Annotated in this window: 16 protein-coding genes; all 16 read right to left on the bottom strand. The window is 38.1% G+C overall.

Translation table 11 applies throughout. The annotated features are described in order from the left end of the window. Positions 1–22: 22 nt before the first annotated feature. Complete coding sequence (locus tag CS948_RS00320; RefSeq protein WP_141560852.1) at positions 23–430, bottom strand: RteC domain-containing protein; 408 nt, start codon at positions 428–430, stop codon at positions 23–25. Beyond that, positions 360–638, bottom strand: a complete 279-nt coding sequence (locus tag CS948_RS00315) for a hypothetical protein (protein WP_099289814.1) — start codon at positions 636–638, stop codon at positions 360–362. The genes CS948_RS00320 and CS948_RS00315 overlap by 71 nt, the downstream gene beginning before the upstream one ends. 125 nt (positions 639–763) lie before the next feature. Then, positions 764–1,924: a DegT/DnrJ/EryC1/StrS aminotransferase family protein gene (locus CS948_RS00310; RefSeq protein ID WP_099289813.1), complete on the bottom strand. Its 1,161-nt coding sequence runs from the start codon at positions 1,922–1,924 to the stop codon at positions 764–766. A 4-nt stretch (positions 1,925–1,928) separates the two neighbouring features. After that, on the bottom strand, positions 1,929–2,537 hold the full coding sequence (locus tag CS948_RS00305) for a sugar transferase (RefSeq protein WP_099289812.1): 609 nt from the start codon (positions 2,535–2,537) through the stop codon (positions 1,929–1,931). A 46-nt stretch (positions 2,538–2,583) separates the two neighbouring features. Next, entirely contained in the window at positions 2,584–3,336 is a 753-nt protein-coding gene (locus CS948_RS00300) for a glycosyltransferase (RefSeq protein ID WP_227217292.1), read from the bottom strand. An 11-nt stretch (positions 3,337–3,347) separates the two neighbouring features. Further along, positions 3,348–4,637 carry a phenylacetate--CoA ligase family protein gene (locus CS948_RS00295; RefSeq protein WP_099289811.1) on the bottom strand — a complete coding sequence of 430 codons (1,290 nt, stop codon included), beginning with the start codon at positions 4,635–4,637 and terminating at the stop codon, positions 3,348–3,350. 5 nt (positions 4,638–4,642) lie between these two features. Then, positions 4,643–5,668: a CapA family protein gene (locus tag CS948_RS00290; RefSeq protein ID WP_099289810.1), complete on the bottom strand. Its 1,026-nt coding sequence runs from the start codon at positions 5,666–5,668 to the stop codon at positions 4,643–4,645. Continuing rightward, positions 5,665–6,477, bottom strand: coding sequence for a hypothetical protein (locus CS948_RS00285; protein WP_141560851.1), 813 nt, complete (start codon positions 6,475–6,477; stop codon positions 5,665–5,667). The genes CS948_RS00290 and CS948_RS00285 overlap by 4 nt, the downstream gene beginning before the upstream one ends. A 2-nt stretch (positions 6,478–6,479) precedes the next feature. Continuing rightward, complete coding sequence (locus CS948_RS00280) at positions 6,480–7,574, bottom strand: glycosyltransferase family 4 protein (RefSeq protein ID WP_099289808.1); 1,095 nt, start codon at positions 7,572–7,574, stop codon at positions 6,480–6,482. A gap of 178 nt (positions 7,575–7,752) precedes the next feature. Next, on the bottom strand, positions 7,753–8,946 hold the full coding sequence (locus tag CS948_RS00275) for an O-antigen ligase (protein WP_099289807.1): 1,194 nt from the start codon (positions 8,944–8,946) through the stop codon (positions 7,753–7,755). Then, positions 8,936–9,553, bottom strand: a complete 618-nt coding sequence (locus CS948_RS00270) for an acyltransferase (protein WP_255301814.1) — start codon at positions 9,551–9,553, stop codon at positions 8,936–8,938. Before CS948_RS00270 ends, CS948_RS00275 begins: the two co-directional genes overlap by 11 nt. Further along, complete coding sequence (locus tag CS948_RS00265; protein WP_099289806.1) at positions 9,534–11,084, bottom strand: hypothetical protein; 1,551 nt, start codon at positions 11,082–11,084, stop codon at positions 9,534–9,536. Before CS948_RS00265 ends, CS948_RS00270 begins: the two co-directional genes overlap by 20 nt. A 38-nt stretch (positions 11,085–11,122) precedes the next feature. Further along, positions 11,123–12,136 (bottom strand): NAD-dependent epimerase, encoded by a 1,014-nt coding sequence (locus CS948_RS00260; RefSeq protein ID WP_099289805.1) that lies wholly within the window; start codon positions 12,134–12,136, stop codon positions 11,123–11,125. Next, the gene (locus CS948_RS00255; protein ID WP_099289804.1) at positions 12,137–13,447 is read right to left on the bottom strand and encodes a UDP-glucose/GDP-mannose dehydrogenase family protein; all 1,311 of its coding nucleotides are present in this window, start codon (positions 13,445–13,447) and stop codon (positions 12,137–12,139) included. It abuts the gene before it with no gap. Between the two features lie 19 nt (positions 13,448–13,466). Continuing rightward, positions 13,467–14,216 carry a hypothetical protein gene (locus CS948_RS00250; RefSeq protein WP_099289803.1) on the bottom strand — a complete coding sequence of 250 codons (750 nt, stop codon included), beginning with the start codon at positions 14,214–14,216 and terminating at the stop codon, positions 13,467–13,469. A gap of 111 nt (positions 14,217–14,327) precedes the next feature. Continuing rightward, on the bottom strand, positions 14,328–14,849 hold the full coding sequence (locus tag CS948_RS00245; RefSeq protein ID WP_099290033.1) for a UpxY family transcription antiterminator: 522 nt from the start codon (positions 14,847–14,849) through the stop codon (positions 14,328–14,330). Between the last annotated feature and the right edge of the window lie 219 nt (positions 14,850–15,068).

Here is a 15,068-nt window from a genome sequence, read left to right as displayed (position 1 = left end):
TTATCAGCACTATTTTTTACCCCTACAAACCATCTTTCTCATCTCTTTCCCGTTCAATCAAAACGATCAACCGCTTCAAGAACACCGTCAACTCTTTTTTCCGGTTAAATATATCCCGCTTCAATTCCCGGTAATTAGGCAACTCTATTCCCAATACAGACTCCATCAACTTGATAATCTCGTCATATTCCATCAACTTGCCACCCGGTGTCCACAACACCTTTGCCAAGAAAAGCCCCAAGGCCAATTCAACAATCTCCATCTTAAACGAACCCGAGCGCCAAACGGCAAGCGGTCCCCCCTTCAACCTCGCCCCAAACCACTCCGGGTATTCCAATCCTTCCCGCACCAGCTGGATCTCACGTTCCACCAATTCCAACACGGCAACCGCACACCGACCGACTATCTTCTTTTTTTTCCATCCCGTCACCAGACCGGAACATCTCGCACGAAACCGCCAATCGGACCCGTACCCGCTCCAACCCACGGGCAACCACCTTGTAATCCCGTCCCTCGTCAAGCCACCTCTCCAAATCCCCCATGAACTCCTGTACCATCAAACCAATCTCTTCCCTTGTCATCTCTTCTTGAGTATCCTCCAACCAAGAGAATAACCTCGCTTTCATTAAATTTCTCATAATTCTATATTTTAATTTATAAAACAAAAAAGCCCCGGGAACTCATCTCCCGAGGCGTATCCTCTATCTTCATCAATTAATCAAATCGTCAGCAATCACTAAATCCCAAAATCATAAATCATAAATCATAAATCTAAAATTCCCCCAACCACACTCTCAATATCTTTATCCGTCAACATCGGTCCCGAAGGCAGACACAACCCCACCTCAAACAATCTCTCGCTTGTCCCGTTCCCGTAAAAAGGTGCATCCTTGAACACCGGCTGCAAATGCATCGGCTTCCACAACGGGCGGCTCTCTATATTATCCGCATCCAAAGCCAACCTCACGTCCTCACGTGTGAAGCCCGCCTTTTCCGGTTCCACCGTGATACACGTTAACCAATAATTCGAATTAAAATCTCCCCCCCCCGGCTGACACATCACGTTCACTCCTTTCACCCCCTCCAGCAACCTCACGTACAAATCATGTATCTCTCGCCTTCTCCTCACGTGCTCTTCCAACACGAACATCTGCCCCCGACCTATCCCCGCACATATATTACTCATCCGGTAATTATACCCTATCTTCTCGTGTTGGTAATGCGGAGCCTGTTCCCTCGCCTGCGTGGCGTAAAACAACGCCCGTTTCGCCCGCTCTTCACAAGGGCAAACCAATGCCCCACCGCCCGAAGTCGTGATAATCTTATTCCCGTTAAACGACAACGCCGCATACTCCCCAAAAGTACCGCACTTCCGTCCCTTGTATTCCGAACCCAACGCCTCCGCCGAATCCTCCAACACGGGTATTTTATATCTATCAGCAACTTCCAAAATCTCATCCATCTTCCCCGGCATCCCGTACAAATGCACTGGAATAATCGCTTTCGGCAACCGCCCCGTCTTCTTCAACCTGTCCTCTATCGCCTCCTCCAACAACACCGGATCCATATTCCAAGTATCCGCCTCACTATCCACGAACACCGGAGTTGCCCCCTGATAAGCGATCGGGTTCGCCGATGCCGAAAACGTGAAACTCTGGCAAATCACCTCATCCCCCTCTCCCACACCTAAAAGTATCAACCCCAGGTGCAACGCCGCTGTCCCTGCACTCAACGCCACCACACACTTATCCTCATTTTCAACTTTCAATTCTCCATTTTCAATTAAAAAATCCCTCAAGGATTTCTCGAAGGCGTTCACGTTCGGTCCCAGCGGTACCACCCAATTCGTTTCAAATGCCTCACGTATAAACTCCTGCTCTCGTCCACCCATGTGAGCGAGAGAAAGCCAAATTCTATCTTTCATACCATTATTTCAAAAATTCTTCTTCCAAATCTTTTCTAATAATCGTGTAAATAATAATTTTCATATCCAACACGAAACTCCAATGCTTAATATAATTTCTATTAATCCTCACCTTATCCGGAAAAATCACTTCATCATTATATTTTTGAGGATCTTCTACCTTAGCTAACACCTCTTCCTCGCATCGGTACTTCAAACTAGCAGGTCCCGTTATCCCCGGTTTCAATTTCAACACTTCCCGCTCCTCCCCAGTTAGACAATCCACGTATCCGGGAACATCCGGTCGAGGCCCTACGAAACTCATATCTCCTTTCAACACATTCCATAACTCCGGCAATTCATCCAATTTATATTTTCTTAACACCGCCCCTAATGGAGTTATACGACTTTCTCCCGCCACAGACACAGATGAACCAGTATGCATTACTGTCATACTTCTAAATTTATACATCGTGAATAATCGTCCCTCCTTACCTATCCGTTTCTGCCTAAATATCACCGGACCATCCGGCATTTTCACCCGTATCAAAATTACGACGACTAATAAAAAAGGCCATAACACACCTAAGCCGAGCAATGCCATGAAACGGTCAAACACCTCTTTTAGAAACATAATAAAAAGATTAACTCAACATTATTACATCACCGCAAATACAATTTCACAACACCCTTTTGCATATCGCATTAAATGTATATCCACAAAAACAATACATGGAATAAAAAACAGACAAATGTTCTATATCTCGATACACTTTCCATACGTCTTTTGCCGCTTTCCATTTTTTAGAAGTATTAGAAGTTGCAACAAGTCTATAAGTTGCCAGACACTCCTTTAATCCATACGCCTTAAAACCTCGTTTCATTATTAACAACCACAAAGCCATATCATGACTACTTCTAATTATAGGCATCCTAAAATCGCCAACAACATCTCTATCGATCACAACCGTTAGACAGCCTATAATTGTATTACATAAATAACGACAATAAGAAAGCTTAGAAGGAACTTTTACAATTTTATTTAATCGTTCTCCATCTTCTTTCATTATTTCATAACTTGAGAAAGAAAAAGGGATATTATGTTCTAACATGTATTTCACTTGATACTCCAATTTATTCTCTCGCCAAACATCATCACTATCCAAAAAAGCTATAAATCTTCCTCTAGCATTCTCTAACGCTATATTTCTAGCCGCAGCCGCCCCAACATTATACTTCAATGCAATCAATCGTATCCTACAATCTTTCTCAGTATATTGATTAATAATCTCTACCGAATTATCTTGCGAACAATCATCTACAATTAATAACTCCCAAGTCACATAACTTTGCTTCAACACAGACGATATTGACTCCCCTATAAAACGAGAAGAATTATAGGACGGCATTATAACAGAAACTAAATCTTCCATAAAAAGACCTCTCAATCTAATTCTGAAATAAAATCCCGTAATTTTCCATTCCAAGTATGTAATGTTTGTCCCCAAACAATCTTGAAATCAACATCTTTTTTAAAGTATTTATCCAATTCTCGCTGCAATATATATTGATATTCCGGTTGATTTTGTTCTATTCTCAAATCAACCTTTCCTATCTCCTTTTGTATTGCTTGATAATTTAAAGAAATACCAGTAGTCTGTGCAATATTCTTAAACACATAATAAAACATCAAACTAGGATATTGTTGCACATACCCTTTAACACATTTACCAACACGCCCAAGAATATCCAATATTACAGAATGCTCCCTACCGCATTTACATCTAAAGGTCTTATCCGCAAGTTTCACATAATCACCTAACTTATAGCGAATAATTGGAAATGAATACGACAATAAATTTGTTACTACAATTTCACCATTCACCTCTTCTACGATAACATTTTCCATGCAAATATGCATATGTCCTCCTTCCGGACATTCGTATGCTATAATTCCAGATTCAGTAGAACCGTATTCACTAATCATTTTTAGACCAAATGCTTTTTGAATTTCCTCTTGATAACTCTCGTAAATTTTCTCTGAAGTCCCTTTTACCATTTTCAACTTGAAATCATTCTTCCTCTCTGGTAACTGATTCACCATTTTTGCCGTTTCATAAATCATAGAAGAATATCCTTCTAAATATGCTGCTCTTCTCAAACGTTTTATAAAACGTTTCAACTCTTCTTTGTCATATGAAAACATTCTAAAACGATTCTGCAAAAAATCAAGAAATGCAACTTTATACTTTTGCTTTTTATCTATATTATATCCCCAGAAATAACCATTTTTCTCCCAAACTTTCACACCATACCAATGATATCCCCTAAACATTGCAGCCCGATGTCCCGATTCCCATTCTTCATTTCTATAAAATTTCAAGACTTGACCCGTTGTACCTGAAGTTTCAGAAAAAAACAATTTCTTAAAACGATAATCCGATTGTATTCTTTCATTTTCCCTTAGAAGAATATTTTTATCAATAATCGGTAATACTTTTATGTCATCAACACACGTAATTTTTTGTGCATTAAACCCTACTTGATCAAACAATTCTCTATAAAAAACTGAATGCTCATACACAAATTGAAAAAAAACTTTTGCCTTTTCCAATTGATATTTCTGCAACTTTTCTAATGACCAAAAATCAGATTCTTTCAAAAAATTATAATACTCCAAAAGAGAAGGATTCCTTTTGAGCATCCCTAAATAATAAATTAATCGATGTAGCATTAATACTATTTCTTTATTCTTCTATATATGAAATCACGCACAAGTGCATGTATATCTTTAAATTTAAAATGACTTATATTGCCAATAAAATTTTTCCAATTGTTCCTTCTATATTTTCTCATCCGTTGAAACACCATGTCGTAGTAAGATTCATTAGCAACGATATCACATAACAAAGTATTCAGATATTCAAACCTATATATTTTAGGTACATGACATTCTTCAACTTGCTTTGGGAAAAAATCATCTCCAATATAAATATAACTATACGAGATTGACGGATCACTTTTTTCCAGATCTACATTTATCAATACAGAATATCTCAATGGTTCCCACACCATATTAAAAACGAAGTTTCCTATGGAATAAAATATATATTTATCTTTATAACATTCAAAACCTTGCAACAAATGCGGATGCATTCCCACAATCAAATCAAACCCCAAATCTACCAACCAATGGGCAAATCTTTTTTGCTCTTCATAAGGTCTGTCGATAAATTCATTTCCCCAATGAATATAAACAATTTTGAAATCACTATCAGAAATCTTCTGATATTCTTCTTGTATTTCTATATATTCCGGACAATACCAATATAATGGTTCTTTTGAAAAATTTTCTGTACGTACAGAAAAGCCAAGTATACTAACCTTCTTATTTTGATGTTCAAATGTTACACTTTTTCGAATATTATCTCCAAATATACCACACCCCAATTCAGAAAGATTTCGGAGCATTTCCCTATAGGCAACTTGTCCATGCTGCATCACATGATTATTTGCCACGCCATAATAATCAAAATGCTTTATATGAGCTAAATATTGAGGGGCTATCAAAAATTGTCGTTTATATATTCCTTCTTTATCCGAGGAACTTGCACAAACACCCTCAAAATTTCCGACCCAAACATCTTCAGCTTCTCTATCCAAATGTACATATGGATTATTTCTTTTCATTAGACTCGTTCCAACTCCGAATCCAGTATCAAAAAAACCATCCGTTAAATTAATATCTCCGGCTAAATGAATCATCTAAATGATCTATATATAGTTTCTAATCTTATTAATGTATTTATTTGTTTGCCCAAAGAGAATTTGTTAAGAAATAGCAACGCTTTCCGTATTTTCCACAAAAAGGAAACAATATTTTTAATTATAGCATTTTTATAAACAATATGCAAAGTACAATAAGCCTTCCGAAATCCAAAAGTCCTTATCAAATAATCTTGTATATTTGTAGGATGATTTATGGAACGTTCTCCATCAGATATAAAGCGTTTATTTTTTTCATTCAAATAATGAACACATAAAGCATAGACAAGTGAATTACTTATATGATACCTCAAATAATCATAATCAAAGAAAAATTCTCTTAAATCCACATACTCTTCATAAGAATCAACTATCGCAAAAGCTACCAATTTATTATTATCATTAAGAAATACACCCCACCATTCAATTGATTCATTCGATTCCTCAAATCTATCCATAAACATATCTTCCAAATTCCTATCTTTATGTTGGCTACGTTTTTTCATAACTTTCATAAATAGCTGATGAATTTCATCCTTAAATTCCCATTGATTTATTTTTCTAGTAGTTGCATTATTTAATCCTTTATTAATCTCATTACGATATTTAGATTTCATTTTAGATAAATCTATTTTATCATCTTTAATAACATACCACCATTCTGTTGACGATCTCATGTCAAAATCAGTTATATACTTTGCCATGAATACATTCTCTGTATGCAGAAGGTGATACATTTCATCAAAATCCAAATTAGAATTTATAATAGATTTATTTACAAGTACATGATTATAATTTATCCATGCCATAATCATTTGGTCTTTAATAACATTTCGTACACACCATGAGCTTTTAGAGCCAACCTATCCCAATTATATCTTTCTGCTAAAATAATAGCATTCTTGCTTTTAAAATCTAACAAGGCTTTTTCAGATAAAATCTTTAACAATCCTTTCGCAATACAATCAACATTCACTTCGGTACCCCACCCAGCATCCACATCCTCAATTTCCTCTCGCATATTAGAACCTTGCGTAACCAAACAAGGCAAACCATAAGACAAAGCTTCAATTAACGCCATCGGATGCCCCTCTAAACGTGACGTCAAAATAAAAAAATCATTATCTAACAATACCTTTTCTTTCACTTTTCCAAATACAGCTCCATAATGATAAAAAACAATATCATCCAAATGTTTTTTACGCACATAATTATCTAAATATTCAACTACACCTTCTCTATCTTGACCATATATATGAATTGAACACTTAGCTTTACGCAGTTCATCTTGCACCTCATTACATGCCTCAACCAACAAATCAAGACCTTTATGATACAAAGTTAAACGCCCGATGAATACACCTTTTAATCCTTCTCGTGAAAAAAATTCTTTTTTGTTAGAAGGGGGAGTTATCCCATTCCCAATAATAATATGCTTCTTATTCCACTTATCACCAGATTCTTTATATTCATTTTCTGTCAAATACTGTATTGCAAGTGCTTTTCTCGTAAATTTCCAAAAGAAAAGCAAATTACCAATCCATTTTTTCACAGGTTTAATTTTTTGGGCTGGAGCCGTCAAAGAACTTCTAGGGATAATAATATATGGTATTTTCTTTTTCCAAACATCAAAGACGATTGCTTTAAAAGCAAATATATATACTGTTTCAAATACAACTAAATCAGGAGTATCAAAAGGAGCAGGTAAATCCTTAAGACGTCCGCTCGGATAATCCTGTAACGAATGATAATAATTTGTTATTTTCCATTCTTCAGTTTCACCCATCCACAAATTGTACCAAAAAACATTATCACATTTCCCTTGAGCTCTTACTTGATTAGGGATACTCCAATACAAACCAGTATCTTTATTAGCATATATCCTAGAACAAAACAAAATATTCATATATATTTCCTATAATAAACAAGTATCAATTTCGTTTTAATAATTATCATTCATTAGATAACATAATTCAAAAAATCACACGAAATTCTTATCGTCACACCAAACACTTTTCCGCGCGGCGGATAATCATATTTTCAGATAATCATCAATCGATAAAGTGAGTTCCATCCAATATTTTCTATAAAGACATAGATTCATTTTTTTTAATCAATCTTGATAATGCGGCAACAATTGAAAAAATATACCACATCGATAAAAATGTTGCGAATCCACCTGATTTCATCGCTAGCATTAAAATATACAAAAACAAACACATCGGAAGTGGTGTTTTTTGTAATACTTCAACAGAATCTTTAAACAATAAAACATAAAACGCGACTAGACACAAAAGAGCAACAACTCCTCCTGTTACTAACGTATGAATCAAAAGATTATGGACTGGTAAATGTTCATTAAAACGTATAGAACGTTCCAAAACGTACAACGGTTCTCCACACCCAAATAATGGATAATCAGAAAAAATATCCATTGCTTGTACCATCAACATATCACGTCCACCATTACTACCATACTTAACCACGTCTAATAGACGTTCCGCCATTACAAACTCTTCCTTTGTCCCCATCCAATAAATCACAAACAACACTGAAATCAATAATACTGGAGAAAATACAAGAATTCTTTTTTTCCAACTAGCAATAGAATACCAATACATTATCATCGTTACTATTATCATTGCTAAAAAAGCCCCTCTTGAACCACTTGCTACAACCATGAAGAATATTGGTAATGCGAAAAATATCAAAACCAATCGCTTAACCCGCCACTTAAAAACATCAAAAATGATAAATGATGATAATACTATAAATGATAATGCAAAACGCCCTCCTGTTGTATTAGCATTTTCCCCAACTATCGCTAAACGACCATTATGAAAATCAAAAGCTCCTGGGAGCAAATTCAAAAGAAAAACTAAAGCGACAAGCCCCGAAGCAAAAGAAAAACAAAACAAAGATTTAAATAATAACTTTTCATCCCTTTCAAAATAGATCAACAATATAACAAACGTCAACATAGCCAACGCATACTTCAAAAAATACACCAGATAAAACACATCAAATAGATTAATCTGGTGAAAAATACTTGAAAGGAAAGTAATTAACCATACTCCCAGCAAAGCAAAAATATAATTGCCATAACTAAAAGTATGTAGTCTATTTCTTTTAGAAAAAAATGCTACACAAATGAATAATAATAAAAACAGTTGAGTAAATACAGACCCACCTTCTGAGCTTGCACTTCCCCAGAAAGAAACCCCTCCTAGCCCTAAAAAAAACGAAAATAGAAGTAATAAAAAATTATCAATCTTCATTACTTTGGCTAAAAACAGAAGTACTAGACTTATCTATATCAGTTTTTACTATTTTAGCTGGATTTCCAGCTGCCACAGAATTTGCTGGAACATCTTTAGTTACAACAGAACAAGCTGCAATAATTGCATTATCACCAATAGTTACCCCTTTACAAATCCGCACATGTTCCCCAATCCAAACATTCTCTCCAATAATAATAGGGGCACTCGCTGCATGTTTCCAACTCCTCAAGTCTGATCCATGAGGAGTCCTTCTCATAATTCTACGATCAATTGGATTAACTGGATGAGTATTATTATCCTGTATTACAGTATTACTGGCTATTGCCGTATCTTTCCCTATTGTAATCATATTAGAGCAATTTATATGTGAATTCACTCCTATTTTCGAGTATTCACCCATAAATATTTTACCATGATTACAAGATGTAAGTACACCATACATATTTACATGAGAATCTAAAGTTATATCTGAAGGCATAGACCCATCATTCAATATGATCTTACTAAATCTATTAAAAGTTTGCCCACTCCCGAGCAACTTAACCCTTCTCCTTAAAGTTCTCTTTTGAAAAAGAGAAAACATCTTAACTAAAACGTTTTTCATTAACATTTCCAAATATTTTACATATTAACTTACATGCTATACTATATACCTTTTCTCTCTCTGTTCCAGACAATATAATCTTCCCAAAAAATAAACATTGAGTAATTAACGCCGTCAACACAACAGAAATAAAACGAAGCCATTCATTTTCTATATAATGAAAAATATAAGCCACTAAAAGACTCACCGAGAACATCATACAAGATTTTAAAACGACATTCCATAAATAGTCTTTTATAATTAATCCCACGTATATTTTTGAAAAATACAGCGTTACACACAATGTCATTACTTGAGCAAAAATCATCACCCCAAAAATACTATTAATCGAAAATCCCCAAGCAAATAATCCACATCCTATCAAAAGAGGCAATAACAACAATATCGATATCGCTATCTGATAATACTTTATTCTACCATCAGCTTGTAATGCCCGCACTAACCCCGGATACAATTGCATTATTAAAAATATCCATATCGTCCAACGACAAAATTCAATTGTATTCACGGGAACTTCTTTCAACCAAAAACGCAATATTAAAGGTAATTCAGACAATAATATCACTCCCCACAACGAAGATAAAAAAAAGGAAAACTTACATGACAACATTGCTAAATAAAGCATTCTTGACTGATTTTCGCTACCTTTACTTTTCATTATCTGTGGAGCAATAGCACTAGTCAAAGTTTGAGAAAAAGACACTAACAATCCGTTCACTTGATTAGTTATTCCGTAAGCCGCATTAGCCAAAGTTCCCCAAAATACATTCAAGACAACAGCTGTCCCTTGATTTCGACCAACCTGAGCAGCAGCTCCCAAGGTATTCCAACCACAAAATGCAAGAATCTCTTTTAATATTTTAAAATCAACACCCCTTTTTATATCTATTTTTGTTTCTTGATAATGCCATTGACACCACCACCATTTAATTATATAGCCAACAAAAGTTATCAATAAAGTAGAAACAGCAAAAACAACCAAGGCATCATAGGGTGTATAATATAAATAAAAAGCTGCCAATAGTTTCAACACGACTAACAATATTTCAACTAATGCAAAAAACCACATATCCTCCCTTGCATTTATAGCAGCATTATAAGGAACTCCTACAATTGTCACAAATAATGTAAACGCAACAATATGATAAACCAATTTAGCAACATCAAATCGTTCTAAATCAAATTTCAATATTCCATCAAACAACCATAATCCTAATATCTCAATTACAAAAAATATTAATAACGCTATTGCAATATGAAGTATAAAACTAGTATTAAATATTTTAAACAATTTTGAGGCATCATTACTCCCCAAACATACAGACAAATATCTCTGTGTTGAAACCATCATTGCCCCATTTAGAAAACTTAAAATAGCCACACTTCCAGCTATCAAATTATAAATACCAAAATCTTCTACTCCTAATACATCTAAAATAATTCTTGTTGAAAATAAAGTTATAAATGCTGTCAACACTATTTTCACATACAAAAATACAGTATTGACAATCACCACATTAGAAGGCTTCATTAATAATAATAATATTTAATATACATACACTTAATTCATTACAAATAGAATCCTTTAAACCAATTCACAAATTCCCTTATTCCTATTTTAAGAAATACATTCGGATTATATCCTACATTTTTTTGTAAACTCCCAATATCCGCATAAGTCTGATACACGTCCCCCGGCTGCATCGGCAAATAAACTTTCTCCACTTCTTTTCCCATAGCCCGCTCTAGGTTCTCAATAAAATCCATCAACCGCACGGGAGAGGAACAACCAATATTATACACGCTATGTTGACGATCTTTATTAACTCCCGGCACCTTGTCCAACACACGAATCATCCCCTCCACGATATCATCGATGTACGTAAAGTCCCGCATCATATTCCCGTGATTAAATACCTTGATAGGCTCCCCGTTCATGATCGCTTTAGCGAAAAGCATGGGCGCCATATCCGGTCGTCCCCACGGACCGTAAACCGTGAAAAATCTCAAACCAGTGGCAGGCATCCCGTAAAGTTTGGAATAGCAACTCGCCATCAACTCGTTCGCCTTCTTCGTGGCAGCATACAGGCTCACGGGCTCATCCACCCGATCGTCTTCCGAGAAAGGTACTTTATCGTTTGCCCCGTACACGCTACTCGAGGAAGCGTAAACCAGATGTCGAACATGATTATGCCTGCAACACTCCAAAACATTGACAAATCCCACGAGATTACTATCCACATAAGCAAACGGGTTCTCAATTGAGTAACGGACTCCCGCCTGAGCTGCAAGGTTTATCACACGCTCGAACTTCTCCCGCTCGAATAATCCCGGTAATTCTTCCCGGTCCTCGAGATTCAATTTTATAAATCGATATAACGGGTACCTCACACTTTGTACCGGTTTCCCGTATTCAACGCATTCCCTATCAATCCCCGCTTCTGCCAAACGGGCGTATTTCAAGTTTACATCGTAATAATCGTTGATATTATCCAGTCCCACCACTTCATCACCACGCTCGAGCAAATGCCGGGCAACATGAAACCCGATAAAACCGGCTGCACCTGTCACCAGTATTTTCATTTATCCTATTTTATAATACTCAAAACCGTTCTCCTCCAGCTCCCGCCTCTCGTATATATTCCGCCCATCAATCACCACACGACCATTCATCGATTTTTTCAACACGCTCCAGCTCGGTACCCGGAACTCTTTCCACTCCGTGACAAGCATTAAAGCATCCGCATCGACCGTCGCCTCGTACATATCTTTACAGTAAACTACCGTATCCCCGATTCGGCGATGACACTCGTCCATAGCGATAGGATCATACACTTTCACCGTCACACCCGCATTCAACAACAAATCAATCAACACCAGAGCGGGCGCCTCACGCATGTCATCCGTTTCCGGTTTGAAAGCCAAACCCCACAACGCTACAGTTTTCCCCTTCACATCCCCGCTAAAATGATTCACAAACTTGCGGAACAGAACCGACTTCTGACGCTCGTTCACGCTTTCCACCGCCTTCAACACCTGCATCTCGTAACCGTTTTGCTCGGCAGTCTTGATCAACGCTTTCACGTCCTTCGGGAAACAACTTCCGCCATACCCGCAACCCGCGTACAGGAATTTCTGCCCGATACGGGTATCTGCCCCGATTCCCTTACGCACCATATTGATATCTGCGCCAACAAGTTCACACAAGTTCGCCACATCGTTCATAAAAGAAATACGGGTTGCCAACATCGAGTTAGCGGCGTATTTAATCATCTCGGCAGAAGGTATATCGGTAAAAATCATCCGATCATTGGTCAACATAAAAGGACGATAAAGACGGGTCATGCTCTCTTTAGCACGGTCACTTTCCACTCCCACGACAACACGGTCCGGACGCATGAAATCCTCTACCGCCGCCCCTTCCTTCAAAAACTCCGGGTTAGAAGCCACGTCAAACTCGAGCGTCACACCACGCTGTTCCAGTTCCTCCCGAATTGCTTGTTTTACCTTAATTGCCGTTCCCACGGGTACAGTACTTTTGGTCACCACCACCAGATATTTATTCATGTTGCGTCCCACGGTTCGTGCCACCTCCAACACGTACTTCAAGTCTGCCGAACCATCCTCGTCAGGGGGTGTCCCCACGGCACTAAACACGACCTCCACCTCGTCCAAAACCTCGGTCAAATCGGTCGTGAAATGCAACCTTCCCGCCTTCACGTTTTTGTGTACCATCTCTTCCAGTCCCGGCTCGTAAATCGGGATCATCCCATGTTGTAACTGTTCTATCTTCTCTTTATTCACGTCAACACAAGTTACATCAACTCCCATTTCCGAAAAACACGTCCCGGATACCAAGCCCACGTAACCGGTTCCCACTATCGCTATCTTCATAATTATAAATTAAATAATTCTACCCACACGTTTTATTCAATTCCTCGAACTGCCGCTTCGCCAAAATATAAAAAACCTCCGATACCAAACCAAAGTCCGCTTCCTGTCCCGCTTGTCGGAAACGTTCGATCCTCTCGTCCTCCTCCCGCTCCACGCTGACCCGTAAACGAGTCCGTTCCTCGTTCAACCGCTCCAGTTCTTCTTTGGGTAATTCCATTGCCCCGACCACATCATTGTACAAACAAATAGCACTCCACCACGCCAACAACACATCACGTTCCCCGCCTCGCCTATATCCCAATGCTTCCATCACCAACCTCCCCGCCAATTCACCACACACCTCATCTCCGGCAAAATAGTAACAATTACACAGTAACCGACAAACATTCGGTGTCCGACAAGGCAAAGCGATTTTACCATTCTCCCGCACCGAGAGTATCTGGTAAGCCGCATCCACACCATTTTTCAAGTACCCCAAGTCCGAGTATACCTGATAAACATCCATCATATCCGCCGCATACCCCACCCGGGTATCCACGGGAATATCCTCATTCCTCAACTGCCCCGAGTATAGCCGTGCAATCTCTTTCGCCCGCTCGTGAATATCACCAGGGTGACCGAAAGTCCCCTCCAACCACGGGTACACCCGTACCATAGAATACACTGTTAAGTAACCGTGTAACAAGCCAGACAATTGCCCCGGGGGATACGCCCGGATATCAAGCATGTTCAATCGCTTGTACAAATCGTGAAATAAACCTTTTTCCATTTATATTTCTTGATTTATGATTTTAGATTTATGATTTCAATTGTACTTATCGATACTTTTTTAATCGCAAATCATAATTCATGAATCTTAAATTAATTCGATTGTTCTATTCTACTCTATTTTTTCAAGAAAGGAACCCGGAATATAAGACGTGGCTATCGATGCCACACCGTCCAAACGGATCACCACTCGTTTGTGCCCTCTCAAACGTACCAACTCTCCCGTTAACCCTTGCAAGGGACCTTTGAGCACCCGCACCCGGTCACCTCGCTTGAGGTCCTTGTTCAATATCTCGATGCCACCCGGCGAAAAATCCAACAAGAACATGAAATTCTCCATCTGCTTGTCGGGAACAATCAAAGAACAACGCCCTTCTATATCTTTCAGGTAAACGATATTCAAGGAATACTCGTTAATCAAGGAGAAACTCGTGGCTTTATCCGTACGGATAAAAATCATACCATGGATCAAAAGTACACGAATAGTCTTACGACCCAGCGGGGTATCCCGAACCTGCTCCTCACGCGGGAGAAAATTCTCGATCCCCAACTCGTCCAACTTTTTCTTGATAAATAATTCCTGATTTACCCGCGTATAAGCGACATACCAGTGTATTTTTTTCTCCTCGATCATGTAATTGTTGATTCTGTTACGAAAAGCGATTCTCCACCTTCTCGCCATTTTCCCGGCACACTACGTCCGGATGCGCTTCGCGCACTGACCCTATCACGGGTTTAGATTATTTATTGCCATGTGTTTCACGCACCCCACTTAAACAGTGATATTTCTTATAGGTACACGAAAACTGTTTCGCCAAACGACATTTTAATATGAAAAAACCATCGTTTATTG

Origin of the sequence: Butyricimonas sp. Marseille-P3923 (assembly GCF_900184685.1) — a bacterium.
Lineage (GTDB): Bacteria > Bacteroidota > Bacteroidia > Bacteroidales > Marinifilaceae > Butyricimonas > Butyricimonas muris.
Note: the sequence above shows the minus strand (reverse complement) of the source record. Positions and strands in the feature narration are given on the sequence as shown.

Coding starts and splice junctions, on each gene's coding strand:
- CS948_RS00315 (WP_099289814.1), bottom strand. CDS start 638: ATGAGAAATTTAATGAAAGCGAGGTTATTCTCTTGGTTGGAGGATACT.
- CS948_RS00310 (WP_099289813.1), bottom strand. CDS start 1,924: ATGAAAGATAGAATTTGGCTTTCTCTCGCTCACATGGGTGGACGAGAG.
- CS948_RS00305 (WP_099289812.1), bottom strand. CDS start 2,537: ATGTTTCTAAAAGAGGTGTTTGACCGTTTCATGGCATTGCTCGGCTTA.
- CS948_RS00300 (WP_227217292.1), bottom strand. CDS start 3,336: ATGGAAGATTTAGTTTCTGTTATAATGCCGTCCTATAATTCTTCTCGT.
- CS948_RS00295 (WP_099289811.1), bottom strand. CDS start 4,637: ATGCTACATCGATTAATTTATTATTTAGGGATGCTCAAAAGGAATCCT.
- CS948_RS00290 (WP_099289810.1), bottom strand. CDS start 5,668: ATGATTCATTTAGCCGGAGATATTAATTTAACGGATGGTTTTTTTGAT.
- CS948_RS00285 (WP_141560851.1), bottom strand. CDS start 6,477: ATGGCATGGATAAATTATAATCATGTACTTGTAAATAAATCTATTATA.
- CS948_RS00280 (WP_099289808.1), bottom strand. CDS start 7,574: ATGAATATTTTGTTTTGTTCTAGGATATATGCTAATAAAGATACTGGT.
- CS948_RS00275 (WP_099289807.1), bottom strand. CDS start 8,946: ATGAAGATTGATAATTTTTTATTACTTCTATTTTCGTTTTTTTTAGGG.
- CS948_RS00270 (WP_255301814.1), bottom strand. CDS start 9,553: ATGAAAAACGTTTTAGTTAAGATGTTTTCTCTTTTTCAAAAGAGAACT.
- CS948_RS00265 (WP_099289806.1), bottom strand. CDS start 11,084: ATGAAGCCTTCTAATGTGGTGATTGTCAATACTGTATTTTTGTATGTG.
- CS948_RS00260 (WP_099289805.1), bottom strand. CDS start 12,136: ATGAAAATACTGGTGACAGGTGCAGCCGGTTTTATCGGGTTTCATGTT.
- CS948_RS00255 (WP_099289804.1), bottom strand. CDS start 13,447: ATGAAGATAGCGATAGTGGGAACCGGTTACGTGGGCTTGGTATCCGGG.
- CS948_RS00250 (WP_099289803.1), bottom strand. CDS start 14,216: ATGGAAAAAGGTTTATTTCACGATTTGTACAAGCGATTGAACATGCTT.
- CS948_RS00245 (WP_099290033.1), bottom strand. CDS start 14,849: ATGATCGAGGAGAAAAAAATACACTGGTATGTCGCTTATACGCGGGTA.